The 18621-nt window shown below is 51.5% G+C and carries 19 protein-coding genes and 1 riboswitch; of the genes, 18 read left to right on the top strand and 1 reads right to left on the bottom strand.

What is annotated here, in order from left to right; genetic code table 11:
• Positions 1 to 290: 290 nt before the first annotated feature.
• A riboswitch (cobalamin riboswitch) is annotated at positions 291 to 476 on the top strand.
• A 121-nt stretch (positions 477 to 597) separates the two neighbouring features.
• Genes AC0L13_RS02130 through AC0L13_RS02190 form a run of 13 tightly spaced genes read left to right on the top strand, consistent with a single transcriptional unit; the run spans position 598 to position 10963 of the window.
• Positions 598 to 1575, top strand: coding sequence for an ABC transporter substrate-binding protein (locus AC0L13_RS02130; RefSeq protein ID WP_473643475.1), 978 nt, complete (start codon positions 598 to 600; stop codon positions 1573 to 1575).
• Positions 1568 to 2560, top strand: coding sequence for a FecCD family ABC transporter permease (locus tag AC0L13_RS02135; protein ID WP_473643478.1), 993 nt, complete (start codon positions 1568 to 1570; stop codon positions 2558 to 2560). Before AC0L13_RS02130 ends, AC0L13_RS02135 begins: the two co-directional genes overlap by 8 nt.
• Before the next feature lies 1 nt (position 2561).
• On the top strand, positions 2562 to 4028 hold the full coding sequence (locus AC0L13_RS02140) for an adenosylcobinamide amidohydrolase (RefSeq protein WP_473643480.1): 1467 nt from the start codon (positions 2562 to 2564) through the stop codon (positions 4026 to 4028).
• Positions 4028 to 4984, top strand: a complete 957-nt coding sequence (cbiB, locus tag AC0L13_RS02145; RefSeq protein ID WP_473643483.1) for an adenosylcobinamide-phosphate synthase CbiB — start codon at positions 4028 to 4030, stop codon at positions 4982 to 4984. The genes AC0L13_RS02140 and cbiB overlap by 1 nt, the downstream gene beginning before the upstream one ends.
• Positions 4971 to 6068 carry a threonine-phosphate decarboxylase CobD gene (cobD, locus tag AC0L13_RS02150; protein WP_473643485.1) on the top strand — a complete coding sequence of 366 codons (1098 nt, stop codon included), beginning with the start codon at positions 4971 to 4973 and terminating at the stop codon, positions 6066 to 6068. Before cbiB ends, cobD begins: the two co-directional genes overlap by 14 nt.
• Before the next feature lie 19 nt (positions 6069 to 6087).
• Positions 6088 to 6675, top strand: coding sequence for a bifunctional adenosylcobinamide kinase/adenosylcobinamide-phosphate guanylyltransferase (locus tag AC0L13_RS02155; protein ID WP_473643487.1), 588 nt, complete (start codon positions 6088 to 6090; stop codon positions 6673 to 6675).
• Positions 6672 to 7502: a cobyric acid synthase gene (locus tag AC0L13_RS02160; RefSeq protein WP_473643489.1), complete on the top strand. Its 831-nt coding sequence runs from the start codon at positions 6672 to 6674 to the stop codon at positions 7500 to 7502. The genes AC0L13_RS02155 and AC0L13_RS02160 overlap by 4 nt, the downstream gene beginning before the upstream one ends.
• Position 7503: 1 nt before the next feature.
• Positions 7504 to 8268, top strand: a complete 765-nt coding sequence (gene cobS, locus AC0L13_RS02165; RefSeq protein ID WP_473643491.1) for an adenosylcobinamide-GDP ribazoletransferase — start codon at positions 7504 to 7506, stop codon at positions 8266 to 8268.
• On the top strand, positions 8241 to 8837 hold the full coding sequence (locus AC0L13_RS02170; protein WP_473643493.1) for a histidine phosphatase family protein: 597 nt from the start codon (positions 8241 to 8243) through the stop codon (positions 8835 to 8837). The genes cobS and AC0L13_RS02170 overlap by 28 nt, the downstream gene beginning before the upstream one ends.
• Positions 8789 to 9187 (top strand): bifunctional adenosylcobinamide kinase/adenosylcobinamide-phosphate guanylyltransferase, encoded by a 399-nt coding sequence (locus AC0L13_RS02175; RefSeq protein ID WP_473643495.1) that lies wholly within the window; start codon positions 8789 to 8791, stop codon positions 9185 to 9187. The genes AC0L13_RS02170 and AC0L13_RS02175 overlap by 49 nt, the downstream gene beginning before the upstream one ends.
• Positions 9184 to 9777 (top strand): cob(I)yrinic acid a,c-diamide adenosyltransferase, encoded by a 594-nt coding sequence (locus tag AC0L13_RS02180; RefSeq protein WP_473643497.1) that lies wholly within the window; start codon positions 9184 to 9186, stop codon positions 9775 to 9777. Before AC0L13_RS02175 ends, AC0L13_RS02180 begins: the two co-directional genes overlap by 4 nt.
• Before the next feature lie 2 nt (positions 9778 to 9779).
• Positions 9780 to 10265, top strand: coding sequence for an ECF transporter S component (locus tag AC0L13_RS02185; RefSeq protein WP_473643499.1), 486 nt, complete (start codon positions 9780 to 9782; stop codon positions 10263 to 10265).
• Complete coding sequence (locus AC0L13_RS02190) at positions 10262 to 10963, top strand: alpha-ribazole-5-phosphate synthase (RefSeq protein ID WP_473643501.1); 702 nt, start codon at positions 10262 to 10264, stop codon at positions 10961 to 10963. Before AC0L13_RS02185 ends, AC0L13_RS02190 begins: the two co-directional genes overlap by 4 nt.
• Here the strand turns inward: AC0L13_RS02190 and AC0L13_RS02195 are convergent.
• Positions 10921 to 11154, bottom strand: a complete 234-nt coding sequence (locus tag AC0L13_RS02195) for a hypothetical protein (protein WP_473643503.1) — start codon at positions 11152 to 11154, stop codon at positions 10921 to 10923. The two genes, AC0L13_RS02190 and AC0L13_RS02195, sit on opposite strands and share 43 nt — an antisense overlap.
• A gap of 223 nt (positions 11155 to 11377) precedes the next feature.
• Between AC0L13_RS02195 and AC0L13_RS02200 the strand changes: the two genes are divergently transcribed.
• The 5 genes from AC0L13_RS02200 (at position 11378) to AC0L13_RS02220 (ending at position 18609) form a co-directional block, all read left to right on the top strand.
• On the top strand, positions 11378 to 13528 hold the full coding sequence (locus tag AC0L13_RS02200; protein ID WP_473643505.1) for a (Fe-S)-binding protein: 2151 nt from the start codon (positions 11378 to 11380) through the stop codon (positions 13526 to 13528).
• A gap of 352 nt (positions 13529 to 13880) precedes the next feature.
• Positions 13881 to 15074, top strand: a complete 1194-nt coding sequence (locus tag AC0L13_RS02205) for an acetyl-CoA C-acetyltransferase (protein ID WP_473643506.1) — start codon at positions 13881 to 13883, stop codon at positions 15072 to 15074.
• A 167-nt stretch (positions 15075 to 15241) separates the two neighbouring features.
• A complete protein-coding gene (locus AC0L13_RS02210; RefSeq protein ID WP_473643509.1) occupies positions 15242 to 16090 on the top strand; it encodes a 3-hydroxybutyryl-CoA dehydrogenase in 849 nt (282 codons plus the stop codon).
• A 207-nt stretch (positions 16091 to 16297) separates the two neighbouring features.
• Positions 16298 to 17434 carry an acyl-CoA dehydrogenase gene (locus AC0L13_RS02215; RefSeq protein WP_473643511.1) on the top strand — a complete coding sequence of 379 codons (1137 nt, stop codon included), beginning with the start codon at positions 16298 to 16300 and terminating at the stop codon, positions 17432 to 17434.
• Positions 17435 to 17469: 35 nt separating this feature from the next.
• Entirely contained in the window at positions 17470 to 18609 is a 1140-nt protein-coding gene (locus tag AC0L13_RS02220; protein WP_473643513.1) for an acyl-CoA dehydrogenase, read from the top strand.
• The last annotated feature ends 12 nt before the right edge of the window (positions 18610 to 18621 follow it).

Consider the following 18621-nt stretch of genomic DNA (forward strand, 5'->3'; position numbering starts at 1 on the left):
TTATATTTACTTCAACGAGGGCCCATTTCAATCACGCCAAGGTCCATTCATCCCGCGTGAAGGTCCATTCTTTTGTACAAAGGTCCATTCATCCAACGTGAAGACCCATTCTTTTTCACGAGAACTCATAGCGAAAGCAGTCGGCAAGGTTATGCGCGAGTTTAAACAAGTTATGGTGCAATCTAGCGGAGTAATACTCATCTTGTTACCTTCGTACTACGTGAAGCATGCAGAATAAACCCTCTCTCGACAACTTCCAAAACTGTAGTATAATTAATCCGAACATCAATTACATAACCAAACATGAAGGTGCCCCGCCGTCAACGCCGGGGTTAAAAGGGAAGCCGGTTTGATTCCGGCGCGGTCCCGCCACTGTAAGTGCTCGCAAGCTGCAACATGCCACTGGAAGAGATTCCGGGAAGGCGCGGTACGCGATGAGCATGAGCCAGGAGACCTGCCTTCATGAGTCACCCGTACCCTACGAGGATAGGTTTGGTGGAAATCGGCACGTCCTTTCGTAGCTGTATTTTTACTAAGCACATTCCTCCGTCCACAAAACGGGGGATTTTTATTTGGAACAAACAGGAGGAAATCAGAATGAAAAAGTTTTGGCAACTTTGGCTAACAGCAATCCTTGCAACGTTCTTGCTCACAGCATGCGGCACGGACGATGCAAAGAAAGACGACACACCGGTAAACGGCAGCTCGCAAACAGAGGATCAAACATCTGAGGAAGTAGCCGAATTCCCGGTCACATTAACGGACGCAGTCGGCAATGACATAACACTCGAAGAAGCACCTGAAACGATCGTCTCCATGATTCCGAGCAACACGGAAATTTTATTCGCGCTCGGTTTGAACGATGAAATCGTCGGAGTCAATGACTGGGACAATTACCCTGAAGAAGCACTTGAAAAAGAGAAAATCGGTGGTATGGAATTCAACGTTGAAAAAATCGTCTCAATGACGCCGGATGTCGTCTTCGCGCATGAGTCCATGCTCGGCACAGGCGATGAAGGGCTTCAACAACTCCGCGACGCGGGAATTAACGTATTCGTCGTGAAAAATGCGGCGGATTTCGAACAGACATATGAAACAATCGAAACTATCGGCAAGGCAACCGGTAAAACGGAAGAAGCCGCAACAATCGTTGAGGACATGAAAGCGAAGGTCGAAGAAGTTCTTGCGAAAACAGCAAACGTCGAGAATAAAAAACGCGTATTCATCGAAACATCGGATGCACCGGAAATTTATGCACCGGGCAAAAATACGTTCATGCAGCAAATCCTTGACATGATCGGCGCGGAAAACGTTGTGACGGAAGAAGACTGGGTTATGATCAGCCCGGAAGAAATCGTTAAGCAAAACCCTGACGTCATCATTGTCATGTACAGCTATGTGCCGGATATTGTGGAAAGCGTGAAAAACCGCGATGGCTTCAGCGACATCACTGCTGTGAAGGAAGACCGAGTCGTCCAAGTAGACGAAAACTTGACGAGCCGCACAGGCCCACGTCTCGCACTCGGACTTGAAGAAATAGCGAAGGCTGTCTATCCAGAGGCGTTCAGTGAATAAATCTGCAATTGCCTACATCGTGTCCGCCGCCACATTGATCGTGGCGGTATGGCTCGGTGTTTCGATTGGAACCGTTAAAATTCCGATCAGCACGTTTTGGGATTCGTCGGATACGACAGCGACTAATATTCTATGGAAAATCCGGATGCCACGCGTCATATTAGCCGGCCTCGTCGGTGCGGCGCTCGCAATTTCCGGGGCCGCATTCCAAGGATTGCTGAAAAATCCGCTCGCAGATCCTTACACACTCGGAGTGTCATCCGGCGCCTCGGTGGGTGCTGTCGTGACACTCTTTTTCGGTTTGTCGATTCCAATTTTAGGCACATACACATTACCGGTCTTCAGCATGACGGGAGCCGCCTTGACGATGTTCCTCGTCATCGGCTTCGCAAGGCTTGTCGACCGTTCTATGAAAATGGAGACAATCATCTTAACTGGAATCATTTTCGGTTCATTTTTAGGCTCTGTACTGTCGCTTATGATCGCGCTCACTGGAGAAGAGCTGCGGCAAATTATCGGCTGGCTCCTCGGCAGTGTATCGATGCGAGGTTGGAATTATATCGTCATGGTGCTGCCGTTCGTCGTCATCGGTTCCTTCATTCTTTGGATGAACCGGAGGGAGTTGAACGCCATGCTGTTTGGTGAGGAACGCGCCCATCATTTAGGCGTCAACGTCAAACGCCGGAAATTCATGATTCTCATCGGTGGATCCATTTTGACTGGATCGGCTGTAGCGGTATCCGGCACGATCGGCTTCGTAGGCCTCGTCGTTCCGCATATGACACGCCTCATGTGGGGGGCCGATCACCGGCATTTGCTCACGCTGTCATTCTTGAATGGCGCAAGTTTGCTCATCATTTGCGATCTCATCGCCCGGACAATTATCTCGCCATCTGAGCTCCCGGTCGGCGTCATTACGGCGTTCATCGGTGCGCCAGTGTTCGCGTACATTTTCTATAGACAGAGAAGGAAAGGGGCCATGTAATATGCTGCAAGTCGACAACCTCACCGGGGGATACGGCAAAGAGCCGATCGTCAAAAACATCTCATTCCGTGTGAAAAAAGGGGAAATCCTCGGCATCCTTGGCCCGAACGGCAGCGGCAAATCGACGTTGCTGAAAATCATTTCGGGCATCTTGCCAGCCAAAACTGGAACCGTCCTGATCGACGGAGAGGATGCCTCGGTTTATTCCCAAAAACAGTTCGCGAAAAAGGTGGCAGTCCTTCCGCAGCTCCATGCGCACGCCTTCTCGCATACTGTCAAAGACACCGTTGCGCTCGGCAGGTATCCGCACCAGACCGGGCTTTTTTCGTCTTGGTCCGATGAAGACGAGCGGGCGGTGACGGAAGCGCTCGAATACACTGGCGTCACACGCTACAAAGATACAGCGATCGAACTGCTTTCAGGGGGCGAACAGCAACGGGTTTTCGTTGCACAAGCGCTCGCGCAAGAAGCACCAATCCTTCTGCTCGACGAACCGACGAACCATCTCGACATCGCCCACCAGCAACAATTGCTCGACACGATCCGTAACCATGCAATCGAAAAAGGCGTCACGATCATCTCCGTCTTCCATGACGTTAACCTCGCCTCGCTTTATTGCGACAGACTGCTTCTCATGGAAAAAGGGGAAATTGCTATTTTAGGCGAACCGCAGGACGTCATCCGCGAGGCGACAATCAGCAAAGTGTATAACGCACGCGTCAAAACACAGCCCCATCCGGAACTGCCGAAGCCGCAAATGACACTTCTCCCTCACAAAATTGAGGAAAGTAACCCGTTCACCGTCAATAAAGGAAACTTCACCGTCAATGCGGAACACGTTTCATTACAGGTCAACCAACCATTGAAAACGGTATCGTCCGCAGTCGTGAATGCCGGTTTCGGCTGGTACCGCGCATTCGTCAACCGCCACGTCGACGCGAATTATAACTGCGACGACGTCAAAGCGGAAATGTCCGCCTACCTCGAGCAAAACGGCTTTCCTCTATCAGACACCGTCGGCATGATGACAGCCGTCACGACAGAGCACGCAGAAATCGGTGAATACGAAGGCGATTTCGGCACCGTCCTCGTCATGGTGACAGCAGGCGTAGGCAATGCCGTAGACGTCTCGCAGGCGCTTGAAAGAGAACAACGAATTGGCACGATCAATACGTGGGTCATCATTAACGGTGAGCTGCCCGAAGAAGCTTTCATTCAGGCGATGATCACCGCAACCGAAGCGAAAACGAAAGCGCTCCAAACCGAAAGCGTCAAAGACCCGCTCACCGGAACGATCGCGACCGGCACATCGACCGACAGCCTCCTCGTCGCAGCGACACAGATAGGGGAGCATCTGCCGTATGCAGGCCCGATCACTCCACTTGGCAAACTAATCGGCCACGGCGTCTACGACTGCACGGTCCGCGCGATACAGGCGTATAAAAAAGCGAAAGGCTGGACGTCATAATGCAAGCCCATTTTGTTGCAATCGCGATCGGGTTCCTCCTCGACCGCGTCATCGGGGATCCCCCGAACTGGCCGCATCCCGTCCGCTGGATCGGCACATTCATCTCGAAGCTTACCGCGCTCTTGAACGAAGGGCGTACCCGCATACTGAAAGGCGCTGGAATGCTGTTCATAACTGTGTTCCTCGTAACAGCGATTGTTCTTGCGATCGTCTGGTCAGCCTACCAACTACATATCGCTGTCGGGATTGTCGTCGAAGCCATTCTCATTGCAATCGGCCTTGCCCAGAAAAGCTTGAAGGACGCCGCGCTCGACGTGTACACACCGCTTGAAACTGGTAACCTAGAAGAAGCTCGGACGAAGCTTTCTTGGATTGTCGGCCGCGACACCGACAAGCTGAAGGAAAGCGGTATTGCCCGCGGTGCGATCGAAACAGTATCGGAAAACACGGCAGACGGCGTTACGTCTCCGTTGTTTTGGGCATTCCTTTTCGGTGCGCCGGGATTATGGATGTACAAAGCTGTGAACACACTCGATTCGATGATCGGCTATAAAGATGATCGTTATCGTGATTTCGGCAAGTTTTCCGCGCGCGCCGACGATGTCCTGAACTTCATCCCCGCAAGGATTACGGGCTTCCTCATCCTAGTGTTCACTCCAAATGAAGGGGGCATCTCTTTCCGGAAACGATTCTTCGGCTGGAGCAAAGATGCGCGTAACCATCCGAGCCCGAACAGCGGATTCCTAGAAGCAGCGACTGCTTGGCAGCTCGGCGTCACATTAGGAGGGAAAAGTACATACCGGGGAATCGTTTCGGAACGGCCGGAAATCGGCCCCGGATTGAAGCCAGTGCAAGCGGCGCACATCAAATCGGCGATCGGGCAAATGCATGCCGCATCTTTCGCCTTTTGGATACTTATGACGATCATTGGAGTGATTTTCTATGCAATTACCTGAACACGGGGCGAATCCTCACCATGTCTACGAGAAGCTCGGCATGACTCCGCCTGCGCGGATACTTGATTTCAGTGAAAACTGTAATCCGGCGGGGCCTCCGCGGGCTGTCATCGATTTGTGGCCGAATCTTGTGACGCGATTACACGCCTACCCAGACCCGTCAGGCGAGCCTTTTCTGTCGAAGGTGGCAGAATATCATGGCGTTCCAAGGGCATCGGTGTTTGCAGGCAACGGTGCGGCGGAAATTTTGTCGCTCATTGCGGAACGATACCGAGGGAAGCGGGCAATCGTCGTCCATCCGACATTTTCGGAATACGAGGCGACGTTGCAGGCGAAGGGAGTGGAGATTGAACGAGTCATCGCTTCCGAGGCAGGCGGCTTCAAGCTACCGGTTGACTTGATTTTAGCTCGTCTTGCAGAGGTATCAGTCATATACATATGCACGCCGAACAATCCGACGGGCGTCATGCCAGAGCGAGAGGATGTACTTGCGGTCATCCGGAAGGCGAAGGAAGTGGAATGCGAAGTTGTTCTCGATGAGGCGTTCATCGATTTCATTGATGAAAGCAGATCGTTCATTCATGAGTTGAACGAATTTCCGCATGTCATCATCGTGCGCTCAATGACGAAGATGTACGCGATCCCTGGCATCCGCCTCGGGTACGTCGTTGGGCATCCGGATGTCATCGCGGAGATGAAATCTGCGGCACCGCATTGGAATGTCAATGGGATGGCGGCCGTAATCGGTGCGGTTTGTCTTGGCGAAGAAGCGTACCGTGAAGCGGCAATCCGTCATGCTGGGATGGAACGTGAAAAAATGACAGCCTTCTTGAGACAATTCGGCTGCGCGGTGACTGATTCAGAAGTGAATTTCTTATCATTCAAGCCGCAAGATGCGGAAGAACTGTACAAGGATATGCTCGCGAAAGGCATCGTCCTCCGCCATTCGGAAAACTTCCGCGGGATGGAAGGACGCTGGCTCCGCATCTGCATGAAAAGCAGTGCGGCAATGGAAGAATTACGGAGAGAGCTCGCAGGTGCGCTCATAACAGATGGAACTGCGCTCATAACTGACGAAAGGTAAGGAAAGGTGGTCCGATTTCATGGGAGGAAAACTGACGTTCATTAGCGGCGGCGTGCGGAGCGGCAAAAGTGCATTTGCGGAACGACTGCTCGTTGAAGAGGCCGCAAATTGCAGCGGCAGGCTCGTCTATATCGCATCCGGTCGCGCAGTTGATGAAGAAATGAAGCAGCGGATTGAAAAGCATAAGCTGGACCGGGCGGACGCGAGCTGGACGACTATTGAACAACCGGTCGACCTTGCCGGGGCATTGCCTTTCATTCAACAAAACGATTTCGTCCTATGGGATTGCTTAACGACTTGGCTGGCGAATGAACTGTATGAAGAACAGGACGGTACATATTGCATCCACAAAAAAGGACGCATGGAAAAGAAAGCGGCACGCCTTTTTGAAACGATCGACAACATCCGTGAAAAGGCAGTGCATTTCATCATCGTTTCAAATGAAGTGCTGGATGAACCAACTTCAAAGTATGAAGAGACACAAACATACTGCAGGTGGATCGGCAAGTTGCATCAACACCTCGTCGGCATAAGCGATGACGCGATCGAGATGGACTGCGGACTGCCGCAGTATTGGAAAAAGGAAGGGCGGGTGGCTGTGCGATGAAAGGGATCATGGTGATGGGAACGGCTTCGGATGTCGGAAAGACGATGATCTGCACGGCGTTATGCCGGCTGCTTTCAGACGAAGGGATGCGGGTCGCCCCATTCAAATCGCAGAACATGTCGCGATTTTCCGCCACAACGGAAGACGGGAAAGAGATGAGCCGGGCGCAGTTTCTGCAGGCGGAAGCGGCGCGGACGAAGCCGGTCATTGAAATGAACCCGATTCTGTTAAAGCCGTTAGGCAATATGAAATCGGACGTGCGGTTTTTCGGGGAGACGTTCGAAGCGGTGGACGGGATGGAATATCGGGCGCAGTTTTTCGAACGCGGTTTACAAGCAATCTGGACTTCGCTCGATCGACTCGCGGAATCGTTTGACACGGTCGTCATCGAAGGGGCGGGAAGTCCCGCGGAAGTGAACTTGAACGATCGGGAAATTGTCAATATGCGTGTGGCGGATATGGCTGACGTTCCTGTGCTGCTCGTGGCGGATATCGACCGGGGCGGCGCGATCGCATCGATTGTCGGGACGCTTCAATTGCTGGAGCCAGAACACCGGGCTCGTATAAAAGGGATCATCATCAATAAATTCCACGGGGACGCCACTTTATTCCAAGAAGGTGTCGACTTTATCGAATCCTACACGGGCATTCGCGTCGCCGGGATCATTCCGCATAAGATGAATCACGGGATCGAAGAGGAAGACATGGACCGGCCGATGACTGAGGCGCCAGCCGGAACCGATGTGTACGATGCTTGGGCGGAACATGTGAAAACGCACGTCGATTGGCCGTTCGTCCTGTCGGTCATCGCGGGGCAGGTGGACTGATGTGAACGGTTTGTTGCTCGCACTTCAATTTTTCACGTCCATCCCGATCCGCAAAGAGCTGCCGATGGAACGGAAAGACGTGACGGGGATGTATATTGCACTGCCGTTTGTCGGAGGGCTTATCGGGCTTGCGATGTTTGGCACGGCAGGGCTCTTTGTGGAAGTAATCGTCACAGGTTCGTTGCTCGCCGCAGTTTTCGTCGTCGTGGCAGGCATCGCGCTGACGGGCGGCCTGCATATGGATGGATTTGCGGATATGGGAGACGCATTTTTTTCGTATCGCGATCGTGAAAAACGGTTGGAAATTTTGGACGATCCGCGTATCGGCGCGTTCGGGACGATGGCGCTTGTCCTGTTGATCATTGTGAAAATCGCTTTGTTTCAAGAATTGCTTCATCGCAATACTGGTCTTCTGTCGTACTTCATTGCCGTTCCGCTACTCGCGCGTGCAAGCATGAACGTCTACTTTTCAACGACGCGCCTTGCGAAAGAGAGAGGAATTGCCCATTTCTTTAAGGAGAAGCTGGCGACAGGGACACTGATGGCGTCGTCGATTGGTATAGGACTTGCGGTTGTCGCAGCACTTGGCTTTGTGCTTCATTCCATCATCTTGCCTGTCGTATTCCTCATTGCTATAAGTGGAGCTGTATTCCTTTTCAGAAGCTGGTCGTTGAAGCATTTCGGCGGCGTCTCGGGCGACTTATGCGGGGCGTTCATCGAAGGGACGGAGGCGTTGATATGGCTAGTGATCATCATTTGTATTTGATTCGGCATTTGCCGACGGTTGGAAATCGTGAGAGGAAATATATCGGGTGGACGGATGAGCCGATTGAACAGGTGAGCGAACGTGCTCGGACATTTCCGATGCCTGCCAGCGGAATCGTTTATGGGAGCGATCTGCTGAGGGCGCGGCAAAGTGCGGAGTTGTTAATGCCTGACGCGGATTATATAGCGGATGCAAGATTGCGTGAATGCCATTTCGGTGATTTTGAAGGGAAAACGTATGCCGACCTTGAAATGGATAAGGACTATCGGAATTGGCTTGATGATCCGCATACGTTTGCACCTCGCGGCGGGGAAAGTTTGGCGGAAATGGAGCGTCGTGTAATGGAAGCATTGATTTCATTGCCGAATGGCTCGGTTGTCGTCACACACGGCGGCCCGATCCGTATTGCGCTCACGCAATTTTCACCGGACCCGCAGGATTTCTGGTCATGGCAAATTCGGCACGGGTCCATTTGGAAGCTTGAGTGGCGCAATCACGACGAAATGAAGGAGGGCGGACGTTGCGTGTCATTATCGGAGGTGCCCATAACGGGAAAAGAGAGTATGTGAAGAGGATGCTTGCAAATGTTCCGCATCAGTGGGTCGATTGCTCCGTCGGTGAGTTGGAGCTTCCGGTAGATGTGACGGTCGTCATCGATCGTATTGAGCAATGGCTTGCGCAGACGGAGCTGACTGAAGCGGAAGCGGTGGAATTCATTTTGAAATCGATTGAAGGCAAGGATGTCGTTTTCATCCTAACCGACATCGGACGAGGAATTGTGCCGATGGATGCGGAACAGCGGAAGCTGCGGGATACTTGCGGCCGGCTGTACCAGCGGTTAATCGCGCAGGCGGATGACGTGACGAGAATTTGGTACGGGCTTGCACAAACATTGAAGAAAAGGGGAGAAATCATATGAAAATCTATACGAAAACTGGCGATACAGGAAAAACGAGCTTGATCGGAGGGCGTGTCGACAAGGACAGTGTCCGCATTGAAGCGTACGGGACGATGGATGAATTGAATTCGTTCATCGGCAAGGCGATGACGGAGCTCGATGGAGCAAAGTTCGCGGATTTGCTTGCGGATTTGGAAGCGATTCAGAATGAATTATTCGATGGCGGCGGTGATTTGGCGAATGTTATGAAAGAGCGCCATTACAAGCTAACTGAAGAGCCGATCGAAGTGCTTGAGAAGCGGATCGACGATTTGATGGAAGAAGCGCCGCCGCTTGAGAAATTCATTTTGCCGGGTGGATCGCCTGCTGCAGCGACATTGCATATCGCACGTACGGTTACGCGTCGTGCGGAACGGTTGACGGTGACGTTGATGAAGGCCGAGGAAGACGTGCCGGGGACTGTTCAAAAGTACTTGAACCGTCTATCGGACTACCTTTTCGTCGCGGCACGCATCGTCAATGCGCGTCTTGGTGTTCCTGATAATGAATACGTCCGCAGTGCGAAAGTGTTCCGTACTGGAAATGAGAAAGCGAAAAAGAAAGAGGATTGACGATGAAACTTAGAAAAATGACGCTCACCGCATTATTTGCGGCACTTTGCGCGGTGGGCGGGTTCATTAAAATCCCGTCCGGAGTCGGCTCTTTAGCGCTTGATACGGTGCCGGCGCTGCTTGCGGCATCCTTCTTGCCGCCTGTACTCGTCGGAGCCGCCTCGATGACGGGCCATCTCGCGTCCGCCATGTACGCGGGTTTTCCGCTCGGTCCATTCCATATTTTGATCGCGATTGAAATGATGACCATCCTTTATGGTTTCGCGCGTCTTCATAAAGCGGGCCACCACTCCTCAAAGTGGGTGTTCTTCATCGTTGCGAACGGGTTGCTTGCGCCGCTGCCATTTTATTTCCTCGTGTCGCCAGCGTTTTTTGTCGGGGCGGTGCCCGCGATTTTATTGGCAACAGTCGTGAATGCCATAGTGGCGGCAGTTGTCATGCCGGTTCTTTCTAAAGCGGCTAGCGGCAGATTCGGGATTGTCCGATGAGGAATGCGGTCGCGCTCGGCGATGGGCTCGTCATTACGACGGATAATTCGGGCGGAATCGGGGAGAAGCCGCATGATATTGTGGCAGTTCCCGATCGAGTGACGGCGCATTTCGCCGCCCGCGTCGCGTTGCTCGAGCAGTGGGCTGCGCACGCGGATCCTGTTTCCGTCCTCATTCATAATTTTACGGGCCCGGACAGCTGGAACTCTTACGTGGCAGGAGTGGAGGATGTTTTCCGGGAAGCGAACGTGGAAATGCCCGTCATTACAGGCAGCACGGAGACGAATATGCAGCTTATGCAATCGGCTGTTGCAGTTACGATGATCGGTAAGCAACGGTCAGTTGAGGATGTTGACGGGCTGGAATGGTATGTCTACGGAACGCCTCTCGTTGGGAATGAAGTGCTTGAAAGGCGGGAAGAAATTGCCTCGTTGGGGTTGATTAAGGAAGCGATGGCCGGCGGGTTGATTCAAAAAATCTGGCCTGTCGGATCGCAAGGAATTCTTGCGGAATATAGAAGGTTGATGGGGAATCCACACATCGAGATTGAAACGGATGTCGACATCCGTTCATCGGCCGGTCCTTCAACATCGGTGCTCCTTGGAATTGACGCCCATGCTATCAAAAAAGCCCGTCAGTTGTTTGGTGGATCCCTTTATAAGATCAATGAAATTAACAGCTTTCGGGATGAAATATGACCGGAAGCTGTTTTTGATGTTGAAACAAACACACCTACGTCCAAAGCAAGCACCCTCGCGTCCAAAGCGCGTCCCCCTGCGTCCAAAGCAAGCATCCTCGCGTCCAAAGCGCGTCCCCCTGCGTCCAAAACAAGCATCCTCGCGTCCAAAGCGCGCCCCCCTGCGTCCAAAACAAGCATCCTCGCGTCCAAAGCGCATCCCCCTGCGTCCAAAGCGCATCCACACAAGCCCTATGCAATCTCCCTCATGTCAATAAACTCCCATTCGAAATGCTCTAAAAATTATCCCTACATAAAAATTTACGTTGACTGAATGCTCATTCATAACTTAGACTATGAAATAGAACATCGACACAATACTTATTTTCTACTACACTATTCATAACGTTCCGATAAGGGAAGGAGAGAATACAAAATGAATGCTTTATTGATAGCTAACTGGGTTCTTTTCTTGGCGGTTGTGGCATATGCACTTGCATTGTTCACGTATTTGATCAAGACACGGGTCGAATTCATAAAGCTTGGACGGAAGGAAGAGTTCGACAATAATGTGTCCCGCCGTCTGAAAGAAGTTTGGGTGAATGTGTTCGGGCAGAAAAAGCTATTGAAGGATAAGAAAAGTGGAGCGATCCACGTTATGTTCTTCTATGGATTCCTGCTCGTCCAATTTGGGGCGATCGATCTCTTCTGGAAAGGGCTGAAGCCTGGCTCGCATTTACCGTTTGGACCAATTTACGGCGGATTTACGTTTTTCCAGGAAATCGTTGTAGCTGTCATTTTGGTCGCGGTCGTTTGGGCATTCCAACGCCGTTATGTTGAAAAGCTTGTCCGCTTGAAGCGAGGCTGGAAATCAGGGCTTGTCCTTATTTTCATCGGTACACTTATGGTGTCGACACTCGTATCAAACGGCATGAACATGATTTGGCAAGGGCATGAACCGACGTGGACGGAGCCTATGGCGTCTGCAATTGCAAGCGTTTTCAGCTTTATGAGTCCGACAGCCGCTGCAGTCGTCTTCTTCATCGCATGGTGGATTCACTTGCTGACGTTGCTCACATTCCTCGTGTACGTGCCGCAATCAAAGCACGCGCACTTGATCGCAGGTCCTGTCAATACGTATATGATGCGTTTTGACCGCAGAGGTAAGCTTGCGCCGATCGACTTTGAAGCGCTTGAAGAAGCGGAAGACGAAGATGATATGCCTGCGCTTGGAGTAGGCAAGATCACCGATTTTACGCAAAAGCAGATGATTGACTTTTACGCGTGCGTAGAATGTGGACGCTGTACGAATATGTGTCCAGCGACCGGGACGGGCAAGATGCTTTCTCCGATGGATTTGATTACAAAACTGCGTGATAACTTGACGAATACGGGGGCGCTCGTCACGAAGAAACAGCCGTGGGTGCCGACATTCGCTTTCGGAAATACGAAAGGGAATCAAATCGCGTTGGCCGCTGGTTTGGAAGGCGCGACGCTCGACGATATTTACAACCCATCCCTAATTGGCGATGTCATTACCGAAGAGGAAATTTGGGCATGTACGACGTGCCGTAACTGTGAAGACCAATGTCCAGTCATGAACGAACACGTCGATAAAATTATTGACCTCCGCCGTTATCTCGTCATGACGGAAGGGAAGATGGACGCGGATGCGCAGCGTGCGATGACGAATATCGAACGACAAGGGAATCCGTGGGGGCTTAACCGAAAAGAGAAGGAGAACTGGCGCGACGCACGTCCAGATCTTCATATTCCAACAGTGAAGGAAATGAAGAAAGCGGACGAAGAGTTTGAGTATCTGTTCTGGGTCGGCTCGATGGGTGCTTTCGACAACCGTTCGCAAAAGATTGCGCTTGCTTTCGCGCATCTCATGAACGAAGCGGGCATCAAGTTCGCTATCCTTGGAAATAAAGAGAAGAACTCCGGCGACACGCCGAGACGTTTAGGGAATGAGTTTTTATTCCAGGAACTTGCAACAGGCAATATCGATGAATTTGAAAAAGCGGGCGTCAAGAAGATCGTCACGATCGACCCGCATGCATATAATATTTTTAAGAACGAATATCCGGATTTCGGCTTCAAGGCGGAAGTTCTACACCATACTGAGATGCTGTACGACCTTGTCATGCAAGGGAAGCTGAAGCCGGTCCATGAAATCAATGAAACGATCACATTCCATGATTCGTGCTACCTTGGCAGATATAACGATGTGTACGATGCACCGAGGGAGATCCTCAAAGCGATTCCAGGCGTCAACCTCGTTGAGATGAAGCGGAACCGCCAGGACGGCATGTGCTGTGGAGCGGGCGGCGGACTCATGTGGATGGAAGAGGATACAGGACATCGAGTCAACGTTGCACGTACGGAACAGGCGATGGAAGTGAGCCCGGGCATTATTTCCTCCGGATGTCCGTACTGCTTGACGATGCTTTCGGACGGAACGAAGGCGATCGAAGTGGAAGACAAAGTTGGCACGTACGACATCGCAGAATTGCTCGAGCGATCCATTTTCGGTGGAGACTTCCAACCGGCTGTCGTCGAGGAAGAGGAACCTATTTTACAATAAAGTGAAACTTCAATCAGTAGTGGTTTTTCACTGATTAGCTGAACAAAGGCTAAGTTCGCAACGTCCTGTTGCAACGCCTTTGTGACCTGCATCCTGCAGTCCCGAACCAATCGGGTATTTACTGGCTGTTGATCTCCGATATGGGGATCTTACAGCCAGTTAATGCGGAATAAGATATATTGCGAGAGTTTGGAAAGAACGATATAATTAAGAAAATTGGGAGCAGAAATGCTTCCGGGAAAAGGGGAGTCTATGCGCTCCCTTTTTTTTCGAACGGTTACCGAGCGAGCGTTCAGTCATCGCTCTTTGCAAGAAATGAAAACGTTATCATGCTGAAATGGAGGAGAAGGGAATGGGGAAAACAGTCATCTTGGACGGTGCAAGGACGCCGTTCGGAAAGTTTGGCGGTGCTTTATCCACAAAAACAGCTAGTGATCTAGGTGGAATTGCCATTAAGGAAGCATTGAAACGGTCGGGTGTGAAGGAAGAAGAAGTCGATGAAGTGATCATCGGAACGGTACTGCAAGCGGGGCAGGGGCAGATCCCTTCGAGGCAGGCGGCGGTAAAGGCGGGGCTTCCATGGGCCGTAAAAACCGAGACGGTGAATAAAGTTTGCGCATCCGGCATGCGAAGCGTCACTCTCGGCGACCAGCTCATCCGGCTCGGGGACGAAGAAGTCATCGTTGCGGGCGGCATGGAATCGATGTCGAACGCGCCTTACTATTTGCCGAAAGGGCGTTTCGGATTGAAGATGGGCGATGCGCCATTAGTGGACGGCATGATCTATGACGGCTTATCCTGTTCATTTTCACCAGACCGCGTTCATATGGGTACGTATGGCAACGGGACGGCGAGCGAGTTTTCATTGACACGCGAAATGCAGGACGAATGGTCGCTGCGCAGCCATGAGAAGGCGAATGCCGCAATCGACGAAGGGAAATTTGCGGAGGAAATCGTCGGAGTAGAAATTCCGCAGCGGAAAGGGGATCCGGTTGTCGTTGATACGGACGAAGCACCGCGTCGTGACACATCTCTCGAATCTCTCGCGAAACTGCGTCCTGCTTTCGGCAACGACGGGACGATTACAGCGGGCAATGCACCGGGCGTCAATGACGGGGCGTGTGCGCTCGTCCTCATGAATGAAGAGCGAGCGTTGAAGGAAGGGAAAAAGCCTCTCGCAACGATTATTAGTCACGCCGAAGTCGCGATCGAGCCGGAAAACTTCCCGCAGACGCCAGGCCTTGTCATTAATGAATTGCTGAAAAAGACGGGCAAAGAATTGCAGGACATTGATTTATTTGAAATAAACGAAGCGTTTGCGGCAGTAGCACTTGCTAGCTCGCAAATCGCGGGGCTCGATCCTGAAAAAGTGAACGTCAACGGCGGAGCGGTTGCACTTGGCCATCCGATCGGCGCAAGTGGGGCACGGATCATTTTGACGCTTGCTTACGAACTGAAACGGCGCGGAGGCGGCATCGGGATTGCTGCGATTTGTTCAGGCGGCGGGCAAGGCGACGCGGTCATGATTGAAGTGGCGAAAGCGTAAACAAGTTGATTTATGCTTGATTACGCTCGTTTATGGAGTTTTATACGGAGTTATGCGTGTTTGGAATGGATTATGCGTCGGTATTTGAATTTATGAGTGTTTAAATGAATTTATGCGTATTTATAGGAGTTTATGAGCTTTTACGACGGAGACGGAGGTATTTCATTATGGAAATCAAAAAAGTGATGGTCATCGGAGCGGGGCAAATGGGTGGGGGCATTGCCCAAGTGTGCGCGCAAGCTGGATTCGAAGTGAAATTGAATGATATTAAAGAGGAGTCCTATGAGAAGGGACTTGCGGTCATTGCGAAAAATCTTTCCCGCAACGTCGAGAAGGAACGCATGACGGAAGATGAAAAAAACGCAGTTCTCGGGCGTATTACGAAGTCGCTCGATCTGCAAGACGCGCATGACGTCGACATTGTCATCGAGGCGGCGGTCGAAAATATGGACATTAAGAAATCGATTTTCAAGCAACTTGATGGTATTGCGCCAGCACATGCAATCCTCGCAACAAACACATCATCCCTTCCGATTACGGAAATCGCGGCTGCAACTAATCGTCCGGAGAACGTCATCGGCATGCACTACATGAACCCGGTGCCTGTCATGAAGCTCGTTGAAATTATTCGCGGGCTAGCGACGTCAGACGAAGTGTATGAAGCTGTCGAGGACATGACTCGTAAACTATCGAAGACGCCGGTTGAAGTGAATGACTTCCCGGGGTTCGTCGCGAACCGCGTTCTCATGCCGATGATCAACGAGGCAATTTACACGCTTTATGAAGGCGTTGCATCGAAGGAAGCGATCGACGAAGTGATGAAACTCGGTATGAATCACCCGATGGGGCCGTTGCAATTAGCGGATTTCATAGGACTCGACACTTGCTTGTACATTATGGAAACGCTCCACGAAGGGTTCGGCGACTCGAAATATCGCCCTTGCCCATTGCTTCGGAAGTACGTCAATGCAGGCTGGCTCGGGAAGAAATCGGGCCGCGGCTTCTATGAATATTGATTCTTATGCGTAATAGGGCTAGTTCAAAGGTCATGAAATGGTAATAACTTTCTGGATTCGATAGATAATACTCGTTATTCGATAGATAACTAAGAGGATTCGATAGATAACGATCCATATTCGATAGATAACTCCATGGATTTGATCGATATTCGCTCAAGGACTGGCATCTTGATGGGCATTTCATTAATAAAGGAGTTAATTCCAATGAATTTAACATTCACCGAAGAACAGCAGATGATGCGCACGATGGTGAGGGACTTTGCAAAATCGGAAATCGAGCCGTTCATTCCACGGATGGAAGCGGGGGAGTTTCCGCGTGAAATCTTAACGAAAATGGGCGAGCTCGGCTTGATGGGCATCACCGTTCCTGAAAAATACGGCGGCTCTGATATGGACTTCGTTTCCTATATCATCGCCATCCACGAGCTGTCGAAAGTGAGCGCGGTCATGGGCGTCATTCTTTCCGTCCATACTTCCGTCGGCACGAACCCGATCATGTATTTCGGCAATGAAGAACAGAAAAATCGGTACTTGCCGAAAATGGCATCGGGCGAACATTTGGGGGCGTTCTGCCTGACGGAGCCTGGCGCAGGATCGGACGCAGGATCGTTGAAAACGAAAGCCGTAAACAAAGGTGACCATTACGTACTGAACGGCTCGAAGGTGTTCATTACGAACGGCGGCGAGGCGGACGTCTATATCGTCTTCGCCTCAACCGATCCTTCGCAAGGAACGTACGGCATTACAGGTTTCATCGTTGATAAAAACACGCCGGGCTTGATCATCGGAAAAGATGAGGAAAAGATGGGTCTTCACGGATCGCGAACCGTGCAGCTTACATTCGAAGACATGAAAGTGCCCGCGGAGAACCGTCTCGGTGAAGAGGGAGAGGGCTTCAAAATCGCAATGGCGAACCTCGACGTAGGCCGAATCGGCATCGCTGCGCAAGCACTTGGTATAGGGGAAGCGGCGGTCGAAGCAGCTACCGCATATGCAAAAGAACGCGTTCAGTTCGGGAAACCAATCGTGGCGAACCAAGGCGTCGGCTTCAAATTAGCGGACATGGCGACCGCGTCCGAAGCGGCAAGGCTCCTCGTCTATCGCGCAGCTCAACTTCGCGCGGAAGGCAAGTCATGCAGCCAAGAGGCATCGATGGCGAAACTGTTCGCATCACAAACCGCAATGGATAACGCGATCGAAGCGGTCCAAATTTTCGGCGGATACGGCTACACCGAAGATTACCCAGTCGAGCGCTACTTCCGCGACGCCAAAGTAACGCAAATCTACGAAGGTACAAGCGAAATCCAACGCATCGTCATCAATAAGCATTTAACGAAGTAATAACAGAGAGAATCTACTTAGAGGAGGAAGTTGACATGGATTTTAGATTATCGGAAGAGCATGAAATGATTCGGAAAATGGTGCGTGATTTCGCGGAGAAGGATGTCGCGCCGACAGCTGCAGAGCGCGATGAGGAAGAGCGCTTCGATATGGATATTTGGAATAAGATGGCTGAACTCGGACTAACGGGGATTCCTTGGCCCGAGGAATATGGCGGCATCGGCAGCGATTTTCTAGCGTATTGCATCGCGGTTGAGGAATTGTCACGCGTCTGCGCGTCGACTGGGGTTACATTATCCGCGCACACATCACTCGCTGGATGGCCGGTATACAAATTCGGTACGGAGGAGCAGAAGCAGAAGTATCTTCGTCCGATGGCGGAAGGAACGAAAATCGGTGCGTACGGATTGACGGAGCCAGGTTCTGGGTCTGATGCTGGCGGCATGCGCACGACTGCGAAGCTTGATGGTGACGAATACGTTCTAAACGGTTCAAAGATTTTCATTACAAACGGCGGAATTGCTGACATCTATATCGTTTTTGCAGTTACTGATCCAGAATCGAAGCATAAAGGCACAAGTGCATTCATCGTTGAAAAGGACTTTGCAGGCTTCTCGGTCGGGAAGAAGGAGAAGAAGCTCGGCATCCGTTCATCTCCTACGACGGAAATCATGTTCGACAACTGCCGTGTGCCGAAGGAGAATATGCTAGGTGCGGAAGGCGAAGGGTTCATTATCGCGATGAAGACGTTGGACGGCGGTCGAAACGGGATTGCTGCGCAAGCGGTCGGCATTGCGCAGGGAGCACTTGACGCAGCGGTCGATTATGCGAAGGAGCGCGTTCAGTTTGGAAAGCCGATTGCGGCGAATCAAGGTGTCGGCTTCAAACTTGCTGATATGGCGACGGCGACGGAAGCTTCCCGCTTGCTTACATACCAGGCGGCGTGGCTCGAATCGAACGACTTGCCGTATGGAAAAGCATCCGCGATGGCGAAACTGATGGCAGGAGATACGGCGATGAAAGTGACGACGGAAGCGGTCCAAGTGTATGGCGGCTACGGCTATACGAAGGACTATCCGGTCGAGCGGTTCATGCGCGACGCGAAGATTACGCAAATCTACGAAGGAACGCAGGAAATCCAGCGTCTCGTCATCTCCCGCATGTTGACAAAATAATCGGGGGTGCAT

This window comes from Sporosarcina sp. QA0331 (assembly GCF_055808055.1).

What these genes read in the sequence shown, in the direction of transcription:
- AC0L13_RS02130 (WP_473643475.1), top strand. Translation starts at nt 598, where the DNA reads ATGAAAAAGTTTTGGCAACTTTGGCTAACAGCAATCCTTGCAACGTTC.
- AC0L13_RS02140 (WP_473643480.1), top strand. Translation starts at nt 2,562, where the DNA reads ATGCTGCAAGTCGACAACCTCACCGGGGGATACGGCAAAGAGCCGATC.
- cbiB (WP_473643483.1), top strand. Translation starts at nt 4,028, where the DNA reads ATGCAAGCCCATTTTGTTGCAATCGCGATCGGGTTCCTCCTCGACCGC.
- cobD (WP_473643485.1), top strand. Translation starts at nt 4,971, where the DNA reads ATGCAATTACCTGAACACGGGGCGAATCCTCACCATGTCTACGAGAAG.
- AC0L13_RS02155 (WP_473643487.1), top strand. Translation starts at nt 6,088, where the DNA reads ATGGGAGGAAAACTGACGTTCATTAGCGGCGGCGTGCGGAGCGGCAAA.
- AC0L13_RS02160 (WP_473643489.1), top strand. Translation starts at nt 6,672, where the DNA reads ATGAAAGGGATCATGGTGATGGGAACGGCTTCGGATGTCGGAAAGACG.
- AC0L13_RS02170 (WP_473643493.1), top strand. Translation starts at nt 8,241, where the DNA reads ATGGCTAGTGATCATCATTTGTATTTGATTCGGCATTTGCCGACGGTT.
- AC0L13_RS02180 (WP_473643497.1), top strand. Translation starts at nt 9,184, where the DNA reads ATGAAAATCTATACGAAAACTGGCGATACAGGAAAAACGAGCTTGATC.
- AC0L13_RS02185 (WP_473643499.1), top strand. Translation starts at nt 9,780, where the DNA reads ATGAAACTTAGAAAAATGACGCTCACCGCATTATTTGCGGCACTTTGC.
- AC0L13_RS02190 (WP_473643501.1), top strand. Translation starts at nt 10,262, where the DNA reads ATGAGGAATGCGGTCGCGCTCGGCGATGGGCTCGTCATTACGACGGAT.
- AC0L13_RS02200 (WP_473643505.1), top strand. Translation starts at nt 11,378, where the DNA reads ATGAATGCTTTATTGATAGCTAACTGGGTTCTTTTCTTGGCGGTTGTG.
- AC0L13_RS02205 (WP_473643506.1), top strand. Translation starts at nt 13,881, where the DNA reads ATGGGGAAAACAGTCATCTTGGACGGTGCAAGGACGCCGTTCGGAAAG.
- AC0L13_RS02210 (WP_473643509.1), top strand. Translation starts at nt 15,242, where the DNA reads ATGGAAATCAAAAAAGTGATGGTCATCGGAGCGGGGCAAATGGGTGGG.
- AC0L13_RS02215 (WP_473643511.1), top strand. Translation starts at nt 16,298, where the DNA reads ATGAATTTAACATTCACCGAAGAACAGCAGATGATGCGCACGATGGTG.
- AC0L13_RS02220 (WP_473643513.1), top strand. Translation starts at nt 17,470, where the DNA reads ATGGATTTTAGATTATCGGAAGAGCATGAAATGATTCGGAAAATGGTG.